General features: G+C 59.0%; 15 protein-coding genes and 2 pseudogenes. 5 read left to right on the plus strand and 12 right to left on the minus strand.

Translation table 11 applies throughout. The annotated features are described in order from the left end of the window. A partial coding sequence (locus tag QD461_RS17455; RefSeq protein ID WP_414088875.1) for a hypothetical protein occupies positions 1 to 654 on the plus strand: 654 nt, incomplete at its 5' end. A 243-nt stretch (positions 655 to 897) separates the two neighbouring features. On the opposite strand, the pseudogene QD461_RS17460 reads toward QD461_RS17455, so the two are convergent. The 3 genes and pseudogenes from QD461_RS17460 to QD461_RS17470 form a co-directional block, all read right to left on the minus strand. Further along, a pseudogene (locus QD461_RS17460) lies at positions 898 to 1,314 on the minus strand (DDE-type integrase/transposase/recombinase); the annotation flags it as partial. Positions 1,315 to 1,425: 111 nt separating this feature from the next. After that, on the minus strand, positions 1,426 to 1,914 hold the full coding sequence (locus QD461_RS17465) for a RidA family protein (protein ID WP_414088876.1): 489 nt from the start codon (positions 1,912 to 1,914) through the stop codon (positions 1,426 to 1,428). Beyond that, positions 1,908 to 2,633, minus strand: a complete 726-nt coding sequence (locus QD461_RS17470) for an SDR family NAD(P)-dependent oxidoreductase (protein WP_414088877.1) — start codon at positions 2,631 to 2,633, stop codon at positions 1,908 to 1,910. The genes QD461_RS17465 and QD461_RS17470 overlap by 7 nt, the downstream gene beginning before the upstream one ends. Before the next feature lie 166 nt (positions 2,634 to 2,799). Between QD461_RS17470 and QD461_RS17475 the strand changes: the two genes are divergently transcribed. Continuing rightward, a complete protein-coding gene (locus QD461_RS17475; RefSeq protein ID WP_414088878.1) occupies positions 2,800 to 3,702 on the plus strand; it encodes a LysR substrate-binding domain-containing protein in 903 nt (300 codons plus the stop codon). A 906-nt stretch (positions 3,703 to 4,608) separates the two neighbouring features. Beyond that, positions 4,609 to 4,923: pseudogene (locus tag QD461_RS17480) on the plus strand (IS110 family transposase); the annotation flags it as partial. A 284-nt stretch (positions 4,924 to 5,207) separates the two neighbouring features. Here QD461_RS17480 and QD461_RS17485 read toward each other — a convergent pair. After that, positions 5,208 to 5,963 carry a molybdate ABC transporter substrate-binding protein gene (locus QD461_RS17485; RefSeq protein WP_414088879.1) on the minus strand — a complete coding sequence of 252 codons (756 nt, stop codon included), beginning with the start codon at positions 5,961 to 5,963 and terminating at the stop codon, positions 5,208 to 5,210. Between the two features lie 103 nt (positions 5,964 to 6,066). On the opposite strand from QD461_RS17485, the gene QD461_RS17490 reads away from it, so the two are divergent. After that, on the plus strand, positions 6,067 to 6,996 hold the full coding sequence (locus QD461_RS17490) for a LysR family transcriptional regulator (protein WP_414088880.1): 930 nt from the start codon (positions 6,067 to 6,069) through the stop codon (positions 6,994 to 6,996). Between the two features lie 1,349 nt (positions 6,997 to 8,345). Here QD461_RS17490 and QD461_RS17495 read toward each other — a convergent pair. The 6 genes from QD461_RS17495 to QD461_RS17520 all read right to left on the minus strand — a co-directional run bounded on the left by QD461_RS17495 (position 8,346) and on the right by QD461_RS17520 (position 13,818). Next, on the minus strand, positions 8,346 to 9,554 hold the full coding sequence (locus QD461_RS17495; RefSeq protein WP_414088881.1) for an FAD-dependent oxidoreductase: 1,209 nt from the start codon (positions 9,552 to 9,554) through the stop codon (positions 8,346 to 8,348). A 4-nt stretch (positions 9,555 to 9,558) separates the two neighbouring features. Further along, positions 9,559 to 10,758, minus strand: coding sequence for an Atu1372/SO_1960 family protein (locus QD461_RS17500; protein WP_414088882.1), 1,200 nt, complete (start codon positions 10,756 to 10,758; stop codon positions 9,559 to 9,561). A gap of 21 nt (positions 10,759 to 10,779) precedes the next feature. Then, entirely contained in the window at positions 10,780 to 11,442 is a 663-nt protein-coding gene (locus QD461_RS17505) for an amino acid ABC transporter permease (RefSeq protein ID WP_414088883.1), read from the minus strand. Next, the gene (locus tag QD461_RS17510) at positions 11,439 to 12,098 is read right to left on the minus strand and encodes an amino acid ABC transporter permease (protein ID WP_414088884.1); all 660 of its coding nucleotides are present in this window, start codon (positions 12,096 to 12,098) and stop codon (positions 11,439 to 11,441) included. The genes QD461_RS17505 and QD461_RS17510 overlap by 4 nt, the downstream gene beginning before the upstream one ends. 10 nt (positions 12,099 to 12,108) lie before the next feature. Continuing rightward, positions 12,109 to 12,861, minus strand: a complete 753-nt coding sequence (locus QD461_RS17515) for an amino acid ABC transporter ATP-binding protein (RefSeq protein WP_414088885.1) — start codon at positions 12,859 to 12,861, stop codon at positions 12,109 to 12,111. Positions 12,862 to 12,936: 75 nt separating this feature from the next. Further along, a complete protein-coding gene (locus tag QD461_RS17520; RefSeq protein ID WP_414088886.1) occupies positions 12,937 to 13,818 on the minus strand; it encodes an ABC transporter substrate-binding protein in 882 nt (293 codons plus the stop codon). A 41-nt stretch (positions 13,819 to 13,859) separates the two neighbouring features. Here QD461_RS17520 and QD461_RS17525 point away from each other — a divergent pair, with 41 nt between their 5' ends. Next, complete coding sequence (locus QD461_RS17525) at positions 13,860 to 15,032, plus strand: GlxA family transcriptional regulator (RefSeq protein ID WP_414088887.1); 1,173 nt, start codon at positions 13,860 to 13,862, stop codon at positions 15,030 to 15,032. A 529-nt stretch (positions 15,033 to 15,561) separates the two neighbouring features. Here the strand turns inward: QD461_RS17525 and QD461_RS17530 are convergent. Together QD461_RS17530 and QD461_RS17535 are read right to left on the minus strand one after the other, a co-directional pair. Continuing rightward, the gene (locus QD461_RS17530; RefSeq protein ID WP_414088888.1) at positions 15,562 to 16,416 is read right to left on the minus strand and encodes a pirin family protein; all 855 of its coding nucleotides are present in this window, start codon (positions 16,414 to 16,416) and stop codon (positions 15,562 to 15,564) included. Between the two features lie 183 nt (positions 16,417 to 16,599). Beyond that, positions 16,600 to 17,910 carry an epoxide hydrolase family protein gene (locus QD461_RS17535; RefSeq protein ID WP_414088889.1) on the minus strand — a complete coding sequence of 437 codons (1,311 nt, stop codon included), beginning with the start codon at positions 17,908 to 17,910 and terminating at the stop codon, positions 16,600 to 16,602. Positions 17,911 to 17,982: the final 72 nt, after the last annotated feature.

A 17,982-nucleotide genomic window follows, 5' to 3' on the forward strand; every position in this document is an offset into this window, starting at 1 on the left:
ATGCGAGGGCAGAAGCACCAAAACAGCAGCGCCGGTATCGATCCGGCGCATGCAAAGTGGTTGGAATGGAACGACGCTCATCGGGAATTCCGCCTGCGCTGCCATCAGCAGCAACGTCTGGAGACGCAATTGGTCGAGGCCGTCGGCTTTCCGAAAATAGAGGTTAGCGTCCCCGGCAAGCCGACACCAGTCACCATCCAGAGTTATGCAGATATCGAATCCTGGCTCGATGGCCCGGAGAACGCTGCAGCACGCGAAAAGGCCAGAGGAGACCTGTCGGCAAAACTCAGCCGCTGGAAGGCCGAAGATAAGGTCCTTGGATATTCCAAAGCACGGAAAGCCGAGCACCTGGCCGGTGATCGCGAACTCGCCCTGGCCGCGGAATTATGGGACTTGCCTGCGAGGTCCATCGAAGGTGTGATCGCCAAGCTGCATGCCGTTCTGACCATCGGAATATCAGCGCCAGGCTGCAACGAGTTCCCCTGGCCACCACTGCGCTCGGTAATGAACGATCTCCTCGAAACGGTCAGAGTGCAGCATTTCGTTGCGTCGAATGGAGTGGCTGCAGCGCAACGCTCTGCGCAACTTGATGGGATAGGCTCAAGCTCTTCGCTAGATTGTGTCGGGTCGGGCGTTCCATTTTGCCGTCGGTGACGGCAGGCTGACCGCGAGAGCCCACACAGGGATTATCGGCAATGGCAAAACCGAATTGCAGGCTTTGGTCGCGCGGCCCTCGCAAACCCCGACCTGCCCACGAAGCGACGTCTAGGTCTACCGCTAGCCGAGGCCGGATATTCCACCCTCTCCACGCCGGAGCCGAAGGAAAATGTCGATTGTTCCTGATTGCGTGTGATGGCGTTGTTTGAAATTTGGCCGCTTGAGGCCGACCCCGGGTTTTCAGGCAGACCGTGCACTTACGGCTTCCCACGTGGCCATGGCCTGGCGTCGATGGGTTCGAATTTGTGCTGCGGAGCGGTTGGTCTGGGACGAAGAGGTTTCGGACGGCGGAGAAGATCGACGCGAAATGTTGCAATGCACCGACCGACCGGAAACCCTGTCGCGTTCGCTCCCGTTTTCGGAACGGCAGGTGAGAATTCCCTGCCCGGTTGCTCAAGCCTTTATGCGAGCGGTGTTCCACGTTCGGCTTGACCTGGCGTTTGGCCGCCCCATAGGAGCGCAATTTGTCTGTGATCATACGCTTTGGCGGCATGCCTGCTTCCTCAGAAGTCGCCTCAGCAGGCGCTTGGCCGCCTTGGTGCTGCGGCGCGCCTGGACGATCTCGTCGAGCACATATCCGTCCAGATCAACCGCTCTCCGTTCAATCTCGACCGGTCACAGCGATAATCGAACACCAGGAGCCAAGTTGGCCACCGCGCCGCCAACGGATACGCCGGCCGAGCCGGATGGGCCTGGCCGGCGGCGACGTTATTCCGCGACCTCGAGCACAAGCTCGACCTCGACGGGTAGACCGAGGGGCAGGCTCGCCACGCCGAGGACGACGCGACCCGAGAGCATCTCTCGTCCGAACACCCTTAGAAGGACCTCGGAGGCACCATCGGCGACTTTCGGATGATCACGGAAATCCCCATCAGCGGCGATGTAGACACCCAGCTTCGCGACAGCAGTGACCCTGTCGAGCGAGCCGAGATGGTCCCGAACGGCGGAAAGTGCGCTTAGTGCAGCGAGTTCCGCCGCCTTGCGACCTTCCTCTACCGAGAGCTCCCCGCCCAGGCGACCAAGAAACTGCGGCTTACGGTCGATCACCGGCAGCATGCCGCTCAAAAAGAGCAGCTTGCCGATCCGGACAGCCTCCACATAGGCGCCAAATGGGGTTGGCGGAGGTGGCAGGGCGATGCCGAGTCCCTTGAGCCGCTGTTCTGCGCCAGCGGCTTGCGCAACATTGTCGCTCACCATTTGCCCAGATGTGCGCCGCCGTCGACGTGCAGCACCTCCCCGGTGATACGTGGCGCCTCGGTGAGAAAGACGACGGCGTCGACAATCTCCTGGGTGGTCGAAATGCTGTTCATCGGAGACAGCGTTTTCAGAAAGTCCTTGGGATTATCCTTGTGAAGTGGTGTGTCGACGACACCCGGTGCCACGGTGTTCACGCGGATCCCCTCTCTTGCATATTCCATTGCGATGTTCTTGGAAGCCGCTTCGATACCCCCCTTGGTGATCATCGCGACCGAGACGGGCATACCCGCAATCGGGTGGCTGACCAGCGGCGTGGTGATGCTGACGATGCTGCCGCCGTTCTTCTGTTCGACCATCCGGCGCACGACCAACTGCGTCAGATGAAGAAAGCCTTCGATGTTGGTGGCGGCGAGCCTGCGATAGTCCTCCACCGTATAATCGATAAAGGGCTTGGCAAAGAAGATGCCGGCATTGTTGACAAGGGCGTCGATCCTGCCGAACCGCGAAAGAGCCGTCTCGAAAACCGTCGTCGCGGTTGCAGGATCTGCGATATCGCCATCCACGCGCGCCAACCGGTCCGAAACAGGAATTTCACTGGAGCGGGTCACGTTGCGCGACGTTGCGACCACGTTGTAGTCGCGGCTCAGGAAGGTATTGACGAGGCCGGCACCAATGCCTTGCGAGGCGCCGGTAATCACGATTGTCTTCGATTTGGACATTGCCATTCTCCGTTCACGTTAAAGCGCATCCGTTGCTCTGGCTGCGATGCTAGCCCGATCGGGATCCGGTCGTTTCGCTTGCATGGTGAGAATGTGATGAGAGTCGCGTTCTTTGATTAGATGAAAATATTTGAAATCTATTTTCCATCAGTGATAAAATGATCGCATGATCGATCTGAACGACATTGCGATTTTCGCGAAGGTAGCGCAGCTTCAAAGCTTCAGTCGCGCCGCTCATGCGCTTGCAATGCCCGTCTCGACGGTCAGCCGTCGGGTGAGCGCGCTCGAGGACCAGCTCGGTGTCACGCTCCTGCAAAGGACCACACGCCGGCTCAGCCTCACGGCTCAAGGGCGCGCCTATCTCGATCAATGCGACGAACCGCTCAAATCCCTTTACGACGCGCAAAACGTGCTCACTCGAACCCAGAAGCAGCCCGAAGGCCCGTTGAAGATTTCCGCACCCGTCATCTTTGGACAGGCGCCCTTTTACGACCTCGTTTCTTCCTTCATGTGGGCCTACCCCCGCATCGAAGTCGATCTCTCCATCACCAACGCCTTCATCGACCTGATCGCCGACAATGTCGATGTCGCGATCCGCTTCGGAGAACTGCAGGATTCGACGCTTGTCGCCCAGCGCCTCGGCAAAAGCGTGCGCTATCTTGTTTGCACCCCCGATTATCTCAACGGGCGCGAAACGCCCTCTCATCCTGATGAACTGCGTCATCATCGATGCGTTCTGTTGAATGGACGCAACAATGAAGCCGAATGGGATCTCGTCGGCAACGGCGAGACGGTAAGGGTGCATGTCTCCGGCGGTTTATCGGCCCACGATTTCCAGGCCGTCAGCGCCTTCACCTATCGCAGCCATGGCATCGGGCTTCTGCCTTCCACTTATTGCGACAAGCAGATCGCGAGCGGCGATCTCATCCGCTTGCTGCCGGATTGGTCCTCTCCGGAGATCTTCGTGCATGCGATCTATCCGTCCAGACGTTTCGTGCCGGCGAAACTCCAGGTTTTCCTGGATGCGTTAAGGGCCTGGAAAAATCCGCTCTGGATTCCGCTGCGCTGAAGCGCGGCGCTATTGCGGTTCCCGGGATGGGCTGTTCGAGCAAAGGGCTTCCTCATCGACCTACTGTGTCTGGCACACTTGCCCTTTTTATCGTCGCGATCCTTAAGGCGACCGTCAGGATCATAACGGAATCAATATTGGTCTTGCGATCGCGAATGGCGCAATTCTAACGCCATGGAACACGACACATTCAAACGACCACAAGGCTCGGTGACCATTCACAAGGGTATTTGGCATCTGCTTGCGGGAGATAAGCCACGGAGCGAGCCGATACGATCCGGATCGCAGCCGCCTCGCCGCTAAACTGGCCCGAATTCACGTCGCTGCGAAATGACGAGATCATTCTCGGCAATGACGGCCTGTTTCGCCTGGCGCTCTGGAGCGCCTCGAAATGTTGCACCGCTCTGTTGGCAACGCGGCGCCGTCCTGCTGCTGTCGGAACCAGACGGCGGTTGGGAAATCCGGTGCCGCGTGATCGCCAATGCCAGCCTGATGACACCTCAGCCCCTCTCCGGCTTCCTTTTGATGCCGGTCGAGTATTTCCAACCGACGAACCGAACGCCGCTTAATATGGATTTCTTCGCGGATGTCGACGAGAGCGCAAGAAGACCATTTCTTGCGCGAGCTATATTCAATCGGCGAGCAATTTTGGGCGGTTCGGCTTGACCGACCTCTTACCGGTTCGCCCATGCGACAGATACCATTTTCATCTCTGCTAGCGTGACACAAGGCTCACTTACTTGCTTCATGAAGGTCAAATTTCATTTCGCTCGACATGAGTGCGCTTGCGCCGACCCCGGTTAACTGCTGTTTGGATCTGATCACCGTAAGCCGTATGACCTTTTTCGTGTCTGAGGTGGCTCGCCCTACAATGGTCTTCCAAGGGTTGCTCGGATAGGACGAGCCGTGGCAGATTATAGAGAAGCTTTTGTCGGAATCGATGTTGCCAAGCTGAAGAACGCAATTGCAATTGCTGAAACTGGCCGGAGCGGAGCGATCCGTTATGTCGGTGAGGTTGAGGCATCAGATGCCAGCATGCGCCGCATTATCCAGCGGATAACCGCAAAGTTTGATCACGTACATTTCTGCTACGAGGCCGGCCCCACGGGTTACGGCCTCCGCCGGCTCATCACGTCGCTGGGCCATGACTGCATGGTTGTCGCTCCGTCGCTGATCCCGAGAAAGCCAGGTGACTGCGTCAAGACGAACCGTCGAGACTCGCTTGCGCCCGCTCTGGCGCTGTCGAGACATTGCGGATTCATCGGCAACAGGTAAGTGTTTTCAGGCCACCGCTGTGAGATTGCGGCAGTAGCTTTCAATTCAGTGGGCGAGCTGATTGCCTTGGTCTACTCCGTTTCATAAATTGAGATTTTTCCACCGGAAATGGGTAACCGATGCTTTGCCCTCACCTTGCCTGCTGTCGCCTGATCTGCGATCGCCGCACTGCGCAGCTCAGACCGAGTATGAAGGGCAGTGCACAAACGGCGAGCACATGCTTCCTCAAATCACTTCGGTATCGGGCGTTGCAGCCCGTTGGCGACAAATCCGGCTGTGGCATCGGTTGAGTTCAAATAGCGGATGAAAGCGTCGGCGGCTTCGGGCTTCTTGGCAGCTGTGGAAAGGGCTGCGGTGTAGGTGGTCACGTTCTGAAGAGAGGCTGGCAGCACGCCCGCAAATTCCACGGTTTCAATTGTGACTATATTGGGCACGGTAATCACCGTGAGATCGGCTTCTCCGCGTGCCACAGCCTCGACTGGATTTCCGCTGACAGTCCGGAGCTTCGGCTGCATCTGCGGGCCTATGCCGAGGCGGTCGATCAGGCCGAGAAAATATTTCCCGCTGGCGCTGTCAGCACCATATGCGGCGGAGTTCGCGGACAACAGGTATTGCCGAAACGCGTCCGGGGAACCGAGGTCGGGTTTGGGAAGTCCCTGGCGGATGGCAACGCCGACAAGAGCCGTAGCAAGATCGGTTCGTGAGGCGCTCGCAGCTTTGCCTGCCACAATAAGCTCGTCGATCGTTGCGGGCAAAAGGAGTGCGACATCGAACGGTGCGCCGCCATCTATTTCGCGCTTCAGCACCGTAACGGCCTCGTAATTGATCTTGAGTTTGTGGCCGGTGGTCTCTTCAAATTTGGGGCCAAGTTGAGACAAGACAGGTTTCAAAGATGGCGTGCTGAAGACAGTAATCTCATCTGCAACGGCAGGTGACACAACGAGTCCTGCTGCAATCATCAGCGCGGATACGATCGATTTCTTCATGTCTTCCTACCTTTCTCGTGCATTTGCACTGGATGATAGTAGATCGGAGGAGTAGCCTGAAGCTCTCTTTTGTTACATAGACGTAGCCTCAATGGTACATCTCATGGATTGGCCCGATCGCATCGGGCGGCGTTTGTCACCACGTGATTTGCATGTCTTTCTGGTGGTCGCGGCAGAACTCAATATGGCGAAAGCTGCGGAGCGCCTAGCAATATCGCGCCCAGTCGTCTCACGCACCATCGCTGGTCTCGAACGCATACTTGGCGTGCCGTTGTTCGATCGCCTGTCTAGAGGTAGCGAGCTGACCGGATACGGGGTCGCGCTAGCGAAACACGCCCAAGCGGTCTTCGACGAGTTGCGCCGTAGTGTCGAAGCTGTTCAGGAGATTGCGAAACCCGGGACCGGTGAAGTACGGTTTGCCGCCAGCGAAATCTGGGCGGCAGGCCTTGTTCCCGCAGCGATCGAACGGGTGTCCCGACAGTATCCGAAGCTACAATTCCACATGGAGGCGATCACCCCGATCACACTTCCAGCTTATCTTGGCGAGCGGCGGGGAGAGTTGGCCGTAACCCGGCTTGTTCGAGGGACGCTTGAGGCCGATATCGAAGTCGAAGGCCTATACCATGAGCGGCTCGTCATCGTGGCGGGAGCTGGAAATCCATGGGCAGCGCGACGCAAGCTCCGGCTGCGTGATCTGATTGATGAACCCTGGATCATCTCGCCATTTGAACTCGATGCAAGCTCACCCTTCATGAAGGCTTGCGGCGCTGAAGGACTTTCGCCTCCCGCGAACCGCATTTTGAGCAATTCTCTAAACCTGCGGGCCGGGTTACTCGCCGGTCAGCGCTTCCTGACCTTGGTTCCGGGCTCCGTGCTCGCATTCCAACCTTGGCGCACGCTCTTGAAGCCGATCCCGCTCGAGTTACCGGCATGGGAATTTCCGACGGCAGTCTTCAAGTTGAGGCACAGAACGCTGAGCGCTGGCGCTGAGGCGTTCTTGACCGCCTTACGCACAGAGGTCGCGCGATTTTAGTATTATAGTCGCGGTTAATTCGAAATCGTGACCACTTTCGACATTTTAACGGAAGGGAATTGAATTTCGGTGGCGGGTTGGCCAGGGTCAATGCCGGAATGGCTGCGCCAACTCGACAGAATCTGCTCAGCCTTTTCTGCCTCTAGGGGTCCTGGTGGGAACGATGGTTACCCTTCGCCACCGGGTCACCGGAGGCGATCACCCGCCCCCGATTCACACAGATCGTGGCGTGCGGATTTCCCGCACCACGCTCTTCGGCAGTTGTTTCACAGCACCGCAAGTGCTCGCAGCGCCCGGTATAGGAGCCGCATCTCAAAGCGGAGCTTCGGCTCACACCGAGCTGTTGCTGCTATGCGTTCAAGTTCTGTTTCCATGGTCAGCTTTATCTTTCCATTGCATGAAAGGCCTCGTCTCCCGTTGGATGGAGCCCATGTTGCCCAAGAACACTTCAACTACCGCTGACCGCTTCCCCATGTGGCCGGCTCTCCCGACCTCGGAGTACTATCAGTCAGTCTGACTTCCACCCGACCATCAGTCCCTTCTCACCTCATCGGCTTGGCGGGTCCTTCAAGCTTACGCTTGAGCCGGATGGATCTCCCTTGTTCACGTCAATGCCTTTGGTTGCATGCTGGCGGTACGAATCCCGGGAGTACCTCAGACCACTCGCGTAAACGCGGCCTTCGATTCCGCCTTCCCCCAACGGGGATGGGGTCGGCTACTCCAATCACGATCGATTTCGGGGCTATCTTCCCGTTCACTGCTGTTCCGGCCTACCACCTCCCTGTCTACGCTTCGCAACGGCCGTTACCGGACGCCACGCAAGACTTGGTACGCGGCTGCTCGCTAGGCTTTGCCGCGGCCGTCATTTCAGACGGCTGACTTCAACGCACTTGCAAGGCGCAACGCCGGTCGAATCCGTACGTGCGGCACTATCGCATACGGCTCCTATTGGGTGTTGTGACGGTAAGTCGAGCATCTGGATGCGGATCCAACAGGCGGCACGGTGGCAGGTATTAGGCTGCAAATTGACATCGAGGAGTGAGCCCCCATGTCGCAGCTAAAACAATTGCTTGCTGTGCTTACTGGGATCGTGACCTCAGGCCGATTTACACGTGGCGGTGTCTACTCCCATTCCATCATGTCGGAGGTGGCTTCGACGGTGATCGTGGACGCTGGTTTCGGGGGATATGAACCCGCTTTCATATCCGTCAGGGACATGCATCCGTGCGACTGGCGGACCTAGGGACGGCGTCATCGACCGCAGCAAGGTCTGTCCGATACTGCTCCACTTGAGTTCAAGTGTCTTCTGCCTGCCGGTCGGCGCTCTGCGACGGAACCCTAAGAGCAGCTCACGCAATCAGCTCAACGAGCCTGCGCGCACTGCCGAGTGCAAGCGTCCATCCGAGCATGCCATGTCCAGCATTAATATAGATGCCTCGGATATTTCGCGAGGGCGCGATGCGAGGGCGGGATGACGGGGTCATCGGTCGTTCGCCAGCCCAACACTGTTCGCTTTCCGCTTGCCCGAAGCAACCGGGCAGCACCGTGTTCGCCGCTTCTCGCAAAACAGCAAAGCGATCCGGCGCGAAGCCGGCACCGGGCAGACCGAGATCGGCAAGACCAGCAACCCGGAACCGATTGCCGATCGCTGCAAAGGCGAGTTTGCGTTTCACATCTGTCAGGCTGACCAGAGGCGCCCCCCTGCACCACGGCACTGTAAGGGAATAGCCGGAGACGGGTTGGATCTCCCGCGCTTCCCGCAGCGAGGTGGCAAGGCTCCGGATCTGCGGTCCGGCAGTGACAACAGCAGCATCGACCGCCAATGGTGCGCGATCAGTAAATCGGACAGCCGAAAGTCGCCCTCGATGTTGCTCGAAGCCAGCGACGGTGTTTCCAAACGCTGTCGATACGCCATACGTCCGTACGGCAAAATCTGTAAGCTGTCGGCAGAAGATCGCGGCATCACCGAGCGCATCATCGGGTGTATAGACGGCGCCCGCGATTTCACCCTGGTAAGCTTTCAAGGCCGGCTCGACGGCCTCGGCTTCCAAGCGTGACAGCATACGCTGATCGATGCCCATCGCCTTTTTGCGCTCGACAGCCGGCCTCGCGGCCGAAAGATTTGCGATGTTTGGATAAAGATGCAGCTTGCCGGCGACGCGGTAGTCGAAGGTGATATCTGCCTCCGCCAACAACAAAGCCATTTCCTGCCGAGATTCCGCCGCCAGCCGCAATATATCCTGCGTATTGCTCCACCAACGTTGCGCAGACATGTTGGCTAGAAAGCGCAGACCCCAAAGAAGGAAGTCGGGATCAAGCCGCAGACGGATGCGAAACGCTGGATCCCGCCCGGCGAGGATCGCCGGGAGATGCTTCAGCAAGGCCGGCGAAGCCATCGCATCGCCGTAAGCCCAGGACAGCTGAGCTGCGTTGCCCGCGCTTGCCCCCCTTCCGGGTTCCTCTTGCGCATCGATCAGCGTGACGCGATGGCCAGCTCGTGACAGCAGATAGGCGGATGCGACGCCGACGGCACCAGCCCCGACAACAGCGATATGCATAGCGTCAGTTCTCCAAATCAGCCAAAATTGCCGTCAGCTCGACTTCCACGGGCACGCCGCGCGGCAATGAACCAACACCGATTGCAATACGCGCGTGCGGCCAACATCCCGGAAAGGCTTCGCGCAGCAACTCCGACGCCCCGTCGACGACCGCGCCATGCTCCGTGAAATCGGCAGTTGCAGCCACATAGCCCGCGAGCCGCACGAACCCCTTGATCCGGTCAAGCCCGCCGGCGATGCGCTCCAGCTGTGCGAGCGCGTTTAGAAGTGCCCATCGAGCACATTCGCGCCCTTCCTCAACGGAGATGACGTCACCCAGATGCCCTCTTTTTAGAACGGCGCCGTTCTTCAATGGCACCTGGCCGGAAACCGTCACAGTGTTGTCAGTCAGGATTGCGCCGACAAACGCGCCGGGCGGTACCGAGACATCTGGCAAGGGAAATCCGAGCGCCGCAAGGCGATCGCGTACCAACAAAGACGTGCCTGTCGCTTTCCTTTGCAGCGCGTCATTCGCGCTCTCCTCCACGAAAATTCGGAAGATCGACCGGTCGAACTCGCTCAGACGATACTCCGGATGCCATTGAATGCCGAGGCAAAAACCTTTCGTTTCCCCTTCGAATGCCTCAATGACCCCGTCAGGCGCTCGCGCAACGACACGGAAGCGGCCCGTTCCCGTCAGGGCGTGACGGTGCAAACTGTTCACCAGGATTTCGCGAGTGCCGAGCGCCGCGTCGAGAACACTAGCCGCCTCCACATGAATGCGATGGGCGAACCGGTCCGGCACAGCGCTCGGCAAATGTTCGACGGTTTCGTCACCTCCCGCGGGAAGGCCTTTGTTGAATGTGCCGCCGAGCCATTCGCCAATCAGTTGCATACCATGGCAAATGCCCAGAACTGGCTTGCCGGAACGAATCGCATGCTCGATGAGCGCCAGCTCGAAGGAACGTCTGTCGGGGCTTGCTTCCACCCCGGGGAGCGTACCGGTAATCAACACGCCGTCGGCAAGGTCCAGAGCTGCCGCGAGTGTTTGCATTTCATAGGGCAGGATCAGCGGCATGCCGCCCGCATCGCCGATAGCCTGGGCATAGTTCGCCCGCACCGCATAGATCGTTTCCGTCGGCGCACCAGCCAGGCTCTCGGTGTCAGGCGTCATGAGGATTACCGGCCGGCGCTCTTTGCTGCCGTCCTGTCTGATAGTCGTCATAGTCTTGTCTTCCGGTTGGAACTAGTGGGCAGCAGGAGGGGTCAGACGCTTGGCAAGGAGTGAAAACGGCCAGGCAATCAGGAAGTAGCAGACACCCACCGCCAGATAGATTTGAAGCGGCAAGAAGTACTCGGTCGCCATGGCACGGCCCGCCAGCACCAGTTCGTTCACCGTGATCAGCGATGCGAGGGAAGAATCCTTTAGAAGCGAGACGAAAGTGACAATGAGGGGAGCGATACTGATGCGTACCACCTGCGGCAGCACTATGAATGTAAAACTCTGATAGGGAGTGAAGCCAACGGCGAGCGCTGCTTCACGCTGGCCTGGCGGAATGGCCAGCAAGCCGGCGCGGAACAATTCCGCCACCTGCGCGGCGAAAACAAGCGCCAGCCCGAGCATGGCGGCCGTGAAGGCGCCGAACGTAACACCGACACCCGGCAACCCGAAATAGAGAAGAAACAGGATGGCCAGAAGCGGCACGCCTCGAGCGGTTGTAATGTAAAACGCCACGCCACGTTCGAGCATACGCCACCGCGTCATGCGGCAAAGCGCCAAAAGCACTCCGAAGATCAGTGACAGGACAAAGGCCGAAATCGAAAGTAGTGCCGTCTTGCCTGTTGCGTCCAAGAGAAGCGGCAACCATTCGCCGCCATAGTCCAAATAAGGTTGGATGAAACTGCTCATGTCTTCAGCCTTCCGTAGCGTGTTTCAAGCAGACGGATCGCTTGCATTAGCGGCAAGGCGAGCACGAGATAGAGTATGGCGACCGTGGCATAGATCAGCGTCGTCTGGAACGAGGATGTCACTAGCGAGCGCGCGTAGAACATGATCTCCGGCGCGGCGATCGCGGAGACGATGGATGTATCCTTGAGAAGCTGTACCGCGTAGTTCCCTAGCGACGGCAGAGCGATGCGCATGGCCTGCGGCGTAAGGATATCGACGATCGTCTGATACGGCGTGAAACCCACGGCCATTGCCGCTTCAGCCTGTCCTTTCGGCAAGGCCGTAAAGCCGGCACGGAAAAGGTCGCAGGTGACGGCGCCACCAATCAGCCCAAGGCCGAGGATCGCTGCAGTGATCGATGAGAGTCGAAATCCAATGCTGGCCAATCCGAAATAAAGGATGAAGAGATGGGTCAGCGCGGGAATGTTACGCATGATCTCGCAATAGGCATCGATGAGCGTGTGCAACGCGCGGCGCTTCCCGAACTGTCGCAGAAGCGCAAGAAGGAAGCCGAGAGAAACACCAACGAGAAGCGAGGCTAGCGTGACGGCGATTGTGACGCCCACACCTGCAAACAGCCCCCTGAGTATCACGGTGAAAGTTGATAGTTCAGTCACGATACGCCCCTCAATGCCGAATTTGCCGGAGGAATGCCTGGGTCCTCGGTTCTCGCGGAGCGGAAATCAGCTCTCGCGCCGGCCCCTGCTCGACGATCCGTCCGCTATCGAGAAATAGCACGCGGTCGGCGATATCCCGGGCGAACGCGATTTCATGCGTGACGATCAGCATGGTACGCCCTTCGGCTGCGAGTTCCTCCATAACCTTGAGCACCTCATGCACCAGTTCAGGATCAAGTGCTGAGGTCGGCTCGTCAAACAGCATGAGCTTGGGCTTCTGGGCCAGCGCCCGGGCAATAGCCACACGCTGCTGCTGGCCGCCGGATAACTCAAGCGGCGAGGCATCGGCGCGATGGGTCATGTGCACCTTCGCCAGCATGTCGCGCGCCAGATCCCGCGCCTCCTTTGCGGAAAGGCCGCGTACCTTTCGCGCCGCGATCGCAACGTTTTCGGTGACGGAGAGATGTGGCCAGAGATTGAAGAGCTGGAAGACCATGCCCATCTCGGCCCGCTGGGGCGCAAGCTGCCTGTCGCTCATCGGCCGACCGAGGCGAACCCCAATCCGCTCGCCGTCGAGGTGGATCGCGCCGCCACTCGGCTTTTCGAGAAAATTGAGACACCTCAGGCAAGTCGACTTTCCCGACCCGGACGGGCCGATCAGGGCGATCTTCTCGCCAGCGGCCACGTCGAAGTCGATCCCTTTCAGAACCTCGACTGCGCCGTAGCTCTTGGTGAGCCCTGTCACGCTGAGCAGCGGATTCATGGCATTCCCCTTTGTTTTTTTGTTTGAGTGAACTGCTGGCGGGCGGCGGCAAAGCTGCAGCCGCCCCTTCAAAAATCAACCGCCGGCAGCACAAGACGGCAGCTTGTAATCCGTTGGACGGTCAACACCCGCTCTAAAGTTCTCGCCGATTGGCGTGTACCAGACATCGGCGGAAAGGCCGTAGCGCTCGCCGATTGCCTTCATCTCGCAGGACTTCCACATCTCCAGGAGGATGGCGTCCACCTTCTGGCGCAAATCGTCGTTCTTCTTGTTGAAACCGTAAACCACCTGCCCGAGGCCAGACAGCAACGGGAACTCAGGATTGCGGTCGGTAAACGCGAGGAAGTGCATGTTCCAGTCGGGATTCTGCTTGATCGCATAGGACACGACCGGCGGATCGCCGATGACGGCGTCGATGCGGCCCGCGATCAGATCGCGCACGGCGGCATCAGATGTGTCGTAGAGCGAGAGTTGCAGCCCCGCGATCTTCTTCAATTCCGGCACGAATGAAAAACCGGTGATAGTGCCGACCTTCTTGCCTTCGAGATCTGAGAGCTTGTCCCAGTTTGTCTTCGAAGACTGCATGATGCCGTTCTTGAAGTAATGGATCGGTTCGGAAAGACTCATGATCTGCGCGCGCTTCTGCGTCCAGCCCATCGTGCCAAGCATGACATCGACGCGGCCCGCCTCGACGGAGGCGATCGTGCCCGACCACTCCATCAGCGCCGGCTTTACCTGAAGGCCGAGCTTCTCCGCGACCTTCTGCATGATCTCACCGTCATAGCCGATCAGTTTGCTGTCCTGCCAGCCGGAGCCTGGCATGTCGCCGGTGAAGGCGACCGTCAGCCTGCCCTGTTCGGCAAGTTCGAAAGCTTGTGCCGCGGAAGAAAATACCGAAAAGCTCCCGCCTGCCAGCAGCGCGCACACCAGCAGCCTTCTCGAAAGAGAAAGTCCCATTTGTTCAATCCTTGAAGTTGTTTGTTCCCCGAACCGGTCGATTGGCCGACCGGATGTTGCTTTCAACGGGGGACATTGTGTCATCGAAGGGCTTGGCTGAATTTGAAAAAACGGACTTTCTCTTTGAAAAAATGACACTTTTATGTCAGGCTGCCGGTGAGGAGAATCGCGTGATCCCGCAGAAGGATGCCGACAGTATTTATTGGCTGGACAGCCTCTGGGCGGAGCGGCTCCTTGGCGCACGTGACCGCAAACCGGACGTTTCCGTCGGCATTCTCCTGTGGCCTACCTTTCCAATGATGTCGTTGACGGGCATGGTGGAACCCCTGCGCCACGCGGCAGATTTTGCCGACAATTCCCGCCCGATCCACTGTCGCTGGTCCATCATGGGCAACGCAGGCTACGAGGCCGTTGCAAGTTGCGGTATTCGTGTGCAGGCAGACGCGCCCTACATCAACCCTACTGATTTCGATTATGTCGTTGTCATCGGCGGCCTGCTCCCGCAACTCCATACCGCGCCAACGGCACACAGAGACTATATCCGCGTCGCTGCGTCCGCAGGGGTTCCCATCATTGGCGCCTGCACGGGGTCCTTCGTGCTTGCCCAGGAAGGTCTGCTTGTAGGGCGCAAGGCGGCCATTCATCCGTTTCATGCGGAGGATTTCCGGATGGCGTTCCCGCGTCAACCCTTCTCCACACGCGATGACTTCCTCATCGACGACGGACGCATCACCGTTCCGGGTGGCGTGTCGGTTCTGTCATTGATGACCGAGTTGATCCGAAAACATTGTGGTCCCGACCGCGCGGCGAAAGCCGTCTACCAGCTCTCCCTGAGCGATCACAAGAACATGAGCAGCTTCGACCATGAGCGTGCGTCCTCTTTTCGGCATGTCGAGGACGCCAGGGTCCAGCGGGCGATCGTGCTCGTCGAGAGCCGCAAGGGCAGAGATGTCTCTCCCGAGCACATCGCGACCACCATCGGCGTGTCGTTGCGTCAGTTCACACGGCTTTTTCAGGCGCATATCGGCATGACACCGAAGCATTTCATTTTGGAAACGCGGCTGCGCTATGTTCGCTTCCTGCTTGACAACAGTGTACTCTCCATCACCGCCATCGCCCACGAAACGGGATTTTCCGACTCCGCTCATCTCGCGACGGCATTCCGGAAGAAGTACCAGAGTTCACCGCGCGAGTTCCGACATAGGAGGACGTGAGCTGGTGTTTAACGCCCATTTGCTGCTCTTGAAGGGGTCTGGACCGCAGACCCTGTTGTTACACACCTCCTCTCAACCAAATTTTTCAATGGCATACATCGGCTTGTCCTCGATGGAATGACCGATTTGGGCCGGAGTGACGTTGTTCGTGGTCGCCTCCTTGCTCGAGCCATTGGCGCAAAACATAGAGATGATGCTTTTCCTTCGCCTCGCGCAGGGGATCGGTGTCGACAGGTAAGGGCTCTCTCAGGCCGTCTTACAGGATCACTACTCTGGCAGTGAGACGGCGATGCCATCTTCCTAACGATGGTAGCTCTTGGAATGGCTGTGCTGGTCCGGACCTGGTTCAAACTGCCTGAGACACTGGCTCGTGAGACCGTAACGCCTTGGGCTATGAGTTGACCGCCGATATGGGTGGGGATGACGTCGGCAATCGACGTGCCAATCGAACGTGCAATTCCAGGGATCGCCAACGCTCCCTGGATCATTCTCTGCCGGTCGACTTGCGAAGATCGTCCGGCGCCGCTTGCTAATCCTTGACATAGAGACTGCGAACATCGGCGATACGGGCCTCACCGGCTTTCAACGCCTCTTCGGAGGTATGAACGGAGTAGTAGCCCTGAACGAGGTCATGCGGATGCGGGAGCGCAGAGCCGAGAACGAAGGTCGCGCCGTCGGGGCCGGCCTGAATCTGTATCGCTGCATCGCTACGATCGAACGCAACCATGTCTCCGGCCAGGATCTCGCCGCCTGCTGACAGGCTGCCATGCGACACGCTGAGCCAGCCGACCTCATGACCAGACGGTGTCTCGTACGCCCAGGCCTCGCCTGGAGCGAGTGTAACCAGGAGATAGTTGATCCCAGCGAAAGCACGCACGGGGCTCATCTTATCCTGGTAGGCGCCGACGATCAGCCGCGCCGGTCCGATCTCAGGAATATTAGGCGCCTCGAGGAACTGCCATTCAGGCGCGCTTGCCTCGAGCGCTGCCGGCAGCGCCACCCAAAGCTGGAAGCCTTTGAAATGCGACGCACTGTCTGGACGGTATTCACCGCCATGCCAGATCCCGCTGCCGGCGCGCATCCATTCCACGCCGCCATAGTCGAGCCGTCCGGTGCCCCATTTGCCCATATCGAAACGAAGGTTGCCTTCCGTGAGCACCGTGACCGTAGCGATGCCCGAATGGGGATGAAGATTGTCGCTGCTCGTGATCGACGACGGCGCGTCGACCGCATCGAGAAAAACGAACGGCTTGAGATACTGGCCCAGATCCGATGGGCTCATGAGCCGGGTGATCGGCCCCCGCTGCGAGCCGCGGGTCTGGCTGTATATCTTGCGTTCTACGAGCGTCGGCATTGGACGCGCTGCGGATAGATTTCTTGACATGTTCTGCTTCTCCTCAATGAATCGGTTCGAGTTTGATCGACGCCGCCAGACAGGCGGCGATCTCATCAGTCGGGTGGGGTGAACGTCAGCAAGGGGCCGAGTTAGTCCCCGGTCCCGTTGTTACCGGCCAGGATGGCGCGGTGTGCCTGTGGCGAGCGACAGAGGCCGCCCGCCACCCGACTGTCATCGCAGCGACCTGAAGCTGTCGCGAATATCCTCGACAAGGGCCTGGGGCTGTTCCCAGGCTGCGAAGTGGCCGCCCTTTTCGTGGCGCTTGTAGAAGATCAGATTGGGGAAGGCCTTGCGCGACCAGCTTTCCGGCGCGGTATAGATCTCGTCTGGAAAAGCGCTGACCGCGACCGGGATGGCCACGCCCTTAGGGGCGAAGAACGCGAGTTTGCTTTCCCAGAAGAGCCGCCCTGATGACAGCCCGGTGCCTGTCAGCCAATAGAGCGTGATGTTGTCGAGAATATCGTCCCTGGACAGACCTTCGCTGCCGCCGTCGAACACGCGGTTGATCAACTTCTGGCTCTGCGGATCGTGGTCGATCATCCAGGCGGCGAGCGCGATGGGGGAATCGTCGAGGCCGTAGAGGGTCTGCGGCCGCGCGCCCATCTCCAGCGCATAGCCGACGCGGTTCTTGTAGAAGAAGTCGAGCTGCTTCCACGCGTAGAGTTCGTCACCGCTCAGGTCGGTCGGCGCCGGACCGGTGCCGTTGAGCGCGGCCGAGATGTTGTCGGGAAGCGTGCCGGGCATGTTGGTGTGGATGCCGAGCAATCCGGCCGGCTTCTGCAGCGCGAACTGCTCGTTGACGGCGTCGCCCCAGTCACCACCCTGGGCGACATAGCGCTTATAGCCGAGCCGTTCCATCAACACTGTCCACGCGCGGGCGACATGCTGCGGATCCCAGCCGAGTTCCGTGGGTTTGCCGGAAAAGCCGTAGCCTGGCAGCGAGGGGATGACGACATCGAAGGCGTCCTCAGCCCTGCCGCCATATTTGGTCGGATCGGTCAACCGGTCGATGATCTTCAATTGCTCGACGATCGACCCCGGCCAGCCGTGGGTGATGATGACAGGCAGGGCGTTTTCATGCTTCGACTTCACATGAATGAAGTGAATGTCGACGCCGTCGATGGTGGTGACGAACTGCGGATATTTGTTGATGTTGGCCTCTGCCTTGCGCCAGTCATAGCGGTTTGCCCAATAGTCGGCGAGCTTCTTCATGGTGGCGAGGCGAACGCCCTGCGTGTCGTCGTCGACCAGTTCCTGGCTCGGCCAGCGCGTCGCCTTGATCCGCCGCTTGAGGTCAGCCAGCGCCTCAGCCGAGGCATGGAAGCCGAACGGGCGGATCCCCTCGTCCTTGCTGGCGGCCGCCGCCCCGACGGGAACAGCCGTCAGGAGCGACGCACCGGTGGCCCCGACTCCCAGGAGCAGGCTCGCCATCGTTGCTGCGAGGAAATTTCGGTAAGTCGATTTTGCGGGATAGTTGATCATCGTAATTCTCCAAGATCGGGCACGAAGCCCTTGGGGATTGAATGTGAGGCTTCACGGCGTCGCCAACGCCAT

It is taken from the genome of Rhizobium sp. BR 314 (genome assembly GCF_047445805.1).
GTDB lineage: Bacteria > Pseudomonadota > Alphaproteobacteria > Rhizobiales > Rhizobiaceae > Rhizobium > Rhizobium lusitanum_B.

Coding starts and splice junctions, on each gene's coding strand:
- QD461_RS17465 (WP_414088876.1), bottom strand. CDS start 1,914: ATGGTGAGCGACAATGTTGCGCAAGCCGCTGGCGCAGAACAGCGGCTC.
- QD461_RS17470 (WP_414088877.1), bottom strand. CDS start 2,633: ATGTCCAAATCGAAGACAATCGTGATTACCGGCGCCTCGCAAGGCATT.
- QD461_RS17475 (WP_414088878.1), top strand. CDS start 2,800: ATGATCGATCTGAACGACATTGCGATTTTCGCGAAGGTAGCGCAGCTT.
- QD461_RS17485 (WP_414088879.1), bottom strand. CDS start 5,963: ATGAAGAAATCGATCGTATCCGCGCTGATGATTGCAGCAGGACTCGTT.
- QD461_RS17490 (WP_414088880.1), top strand. CDS start 6,067: ATGGATTGGCCCGATCGCATCGGGCGGCGTTTGTCACCACGTGATTTG.
- QD461_RS17495 (WP_414088881.1), bottom strand. CDS start 9,554: ATGCATATCGCTGTTGTCGGGGCTGGTGCCGTCGGCGTCGCATCCGCC.
- QD461_RS17500 (WP_414088882.1), bottom strand. CDS start 10,758: ATGACGACTATCAGACAGGACGGCAGCAAAGAGCGCCGGCCGGTAATC.
- QD461_RS17505 (WP_414088883.1), bottom strand. CDS start 11,442: ATGAGCAGTTTCATCCAACCTTATTTGGACTATGGCGGCGAATGGTTG.
- QD461_RS17515 (WP_414088885.1), bottom strand. CDS start 12,861: ATGAATCCGCTGCTCAGCGTGACAGGGCTCACCAAGAGCTACGGCGCA.
- QD461_RS17520 (WP_414088886.1), bottom strand. CDS start 13,818: ATGGGACTTTCTCTTTCGAGAAGGCTGCTGGTGTGCGCGCTGCTGGCA.
- QD461_RS17530 (WP_414088888.1), bottom strand. CDS start 16,416: ATGTCAAGAAATCTATCCGCAGCGCGTCCAATGCCGACGCTCGTAGAA.
- QD461_RS17535 (WP_414088889.1), bottom strand. CDS start 17,910: ATGATCAACTATCCCGCAAAATCGACTTACCGAAATTTCCTCGCAGCA.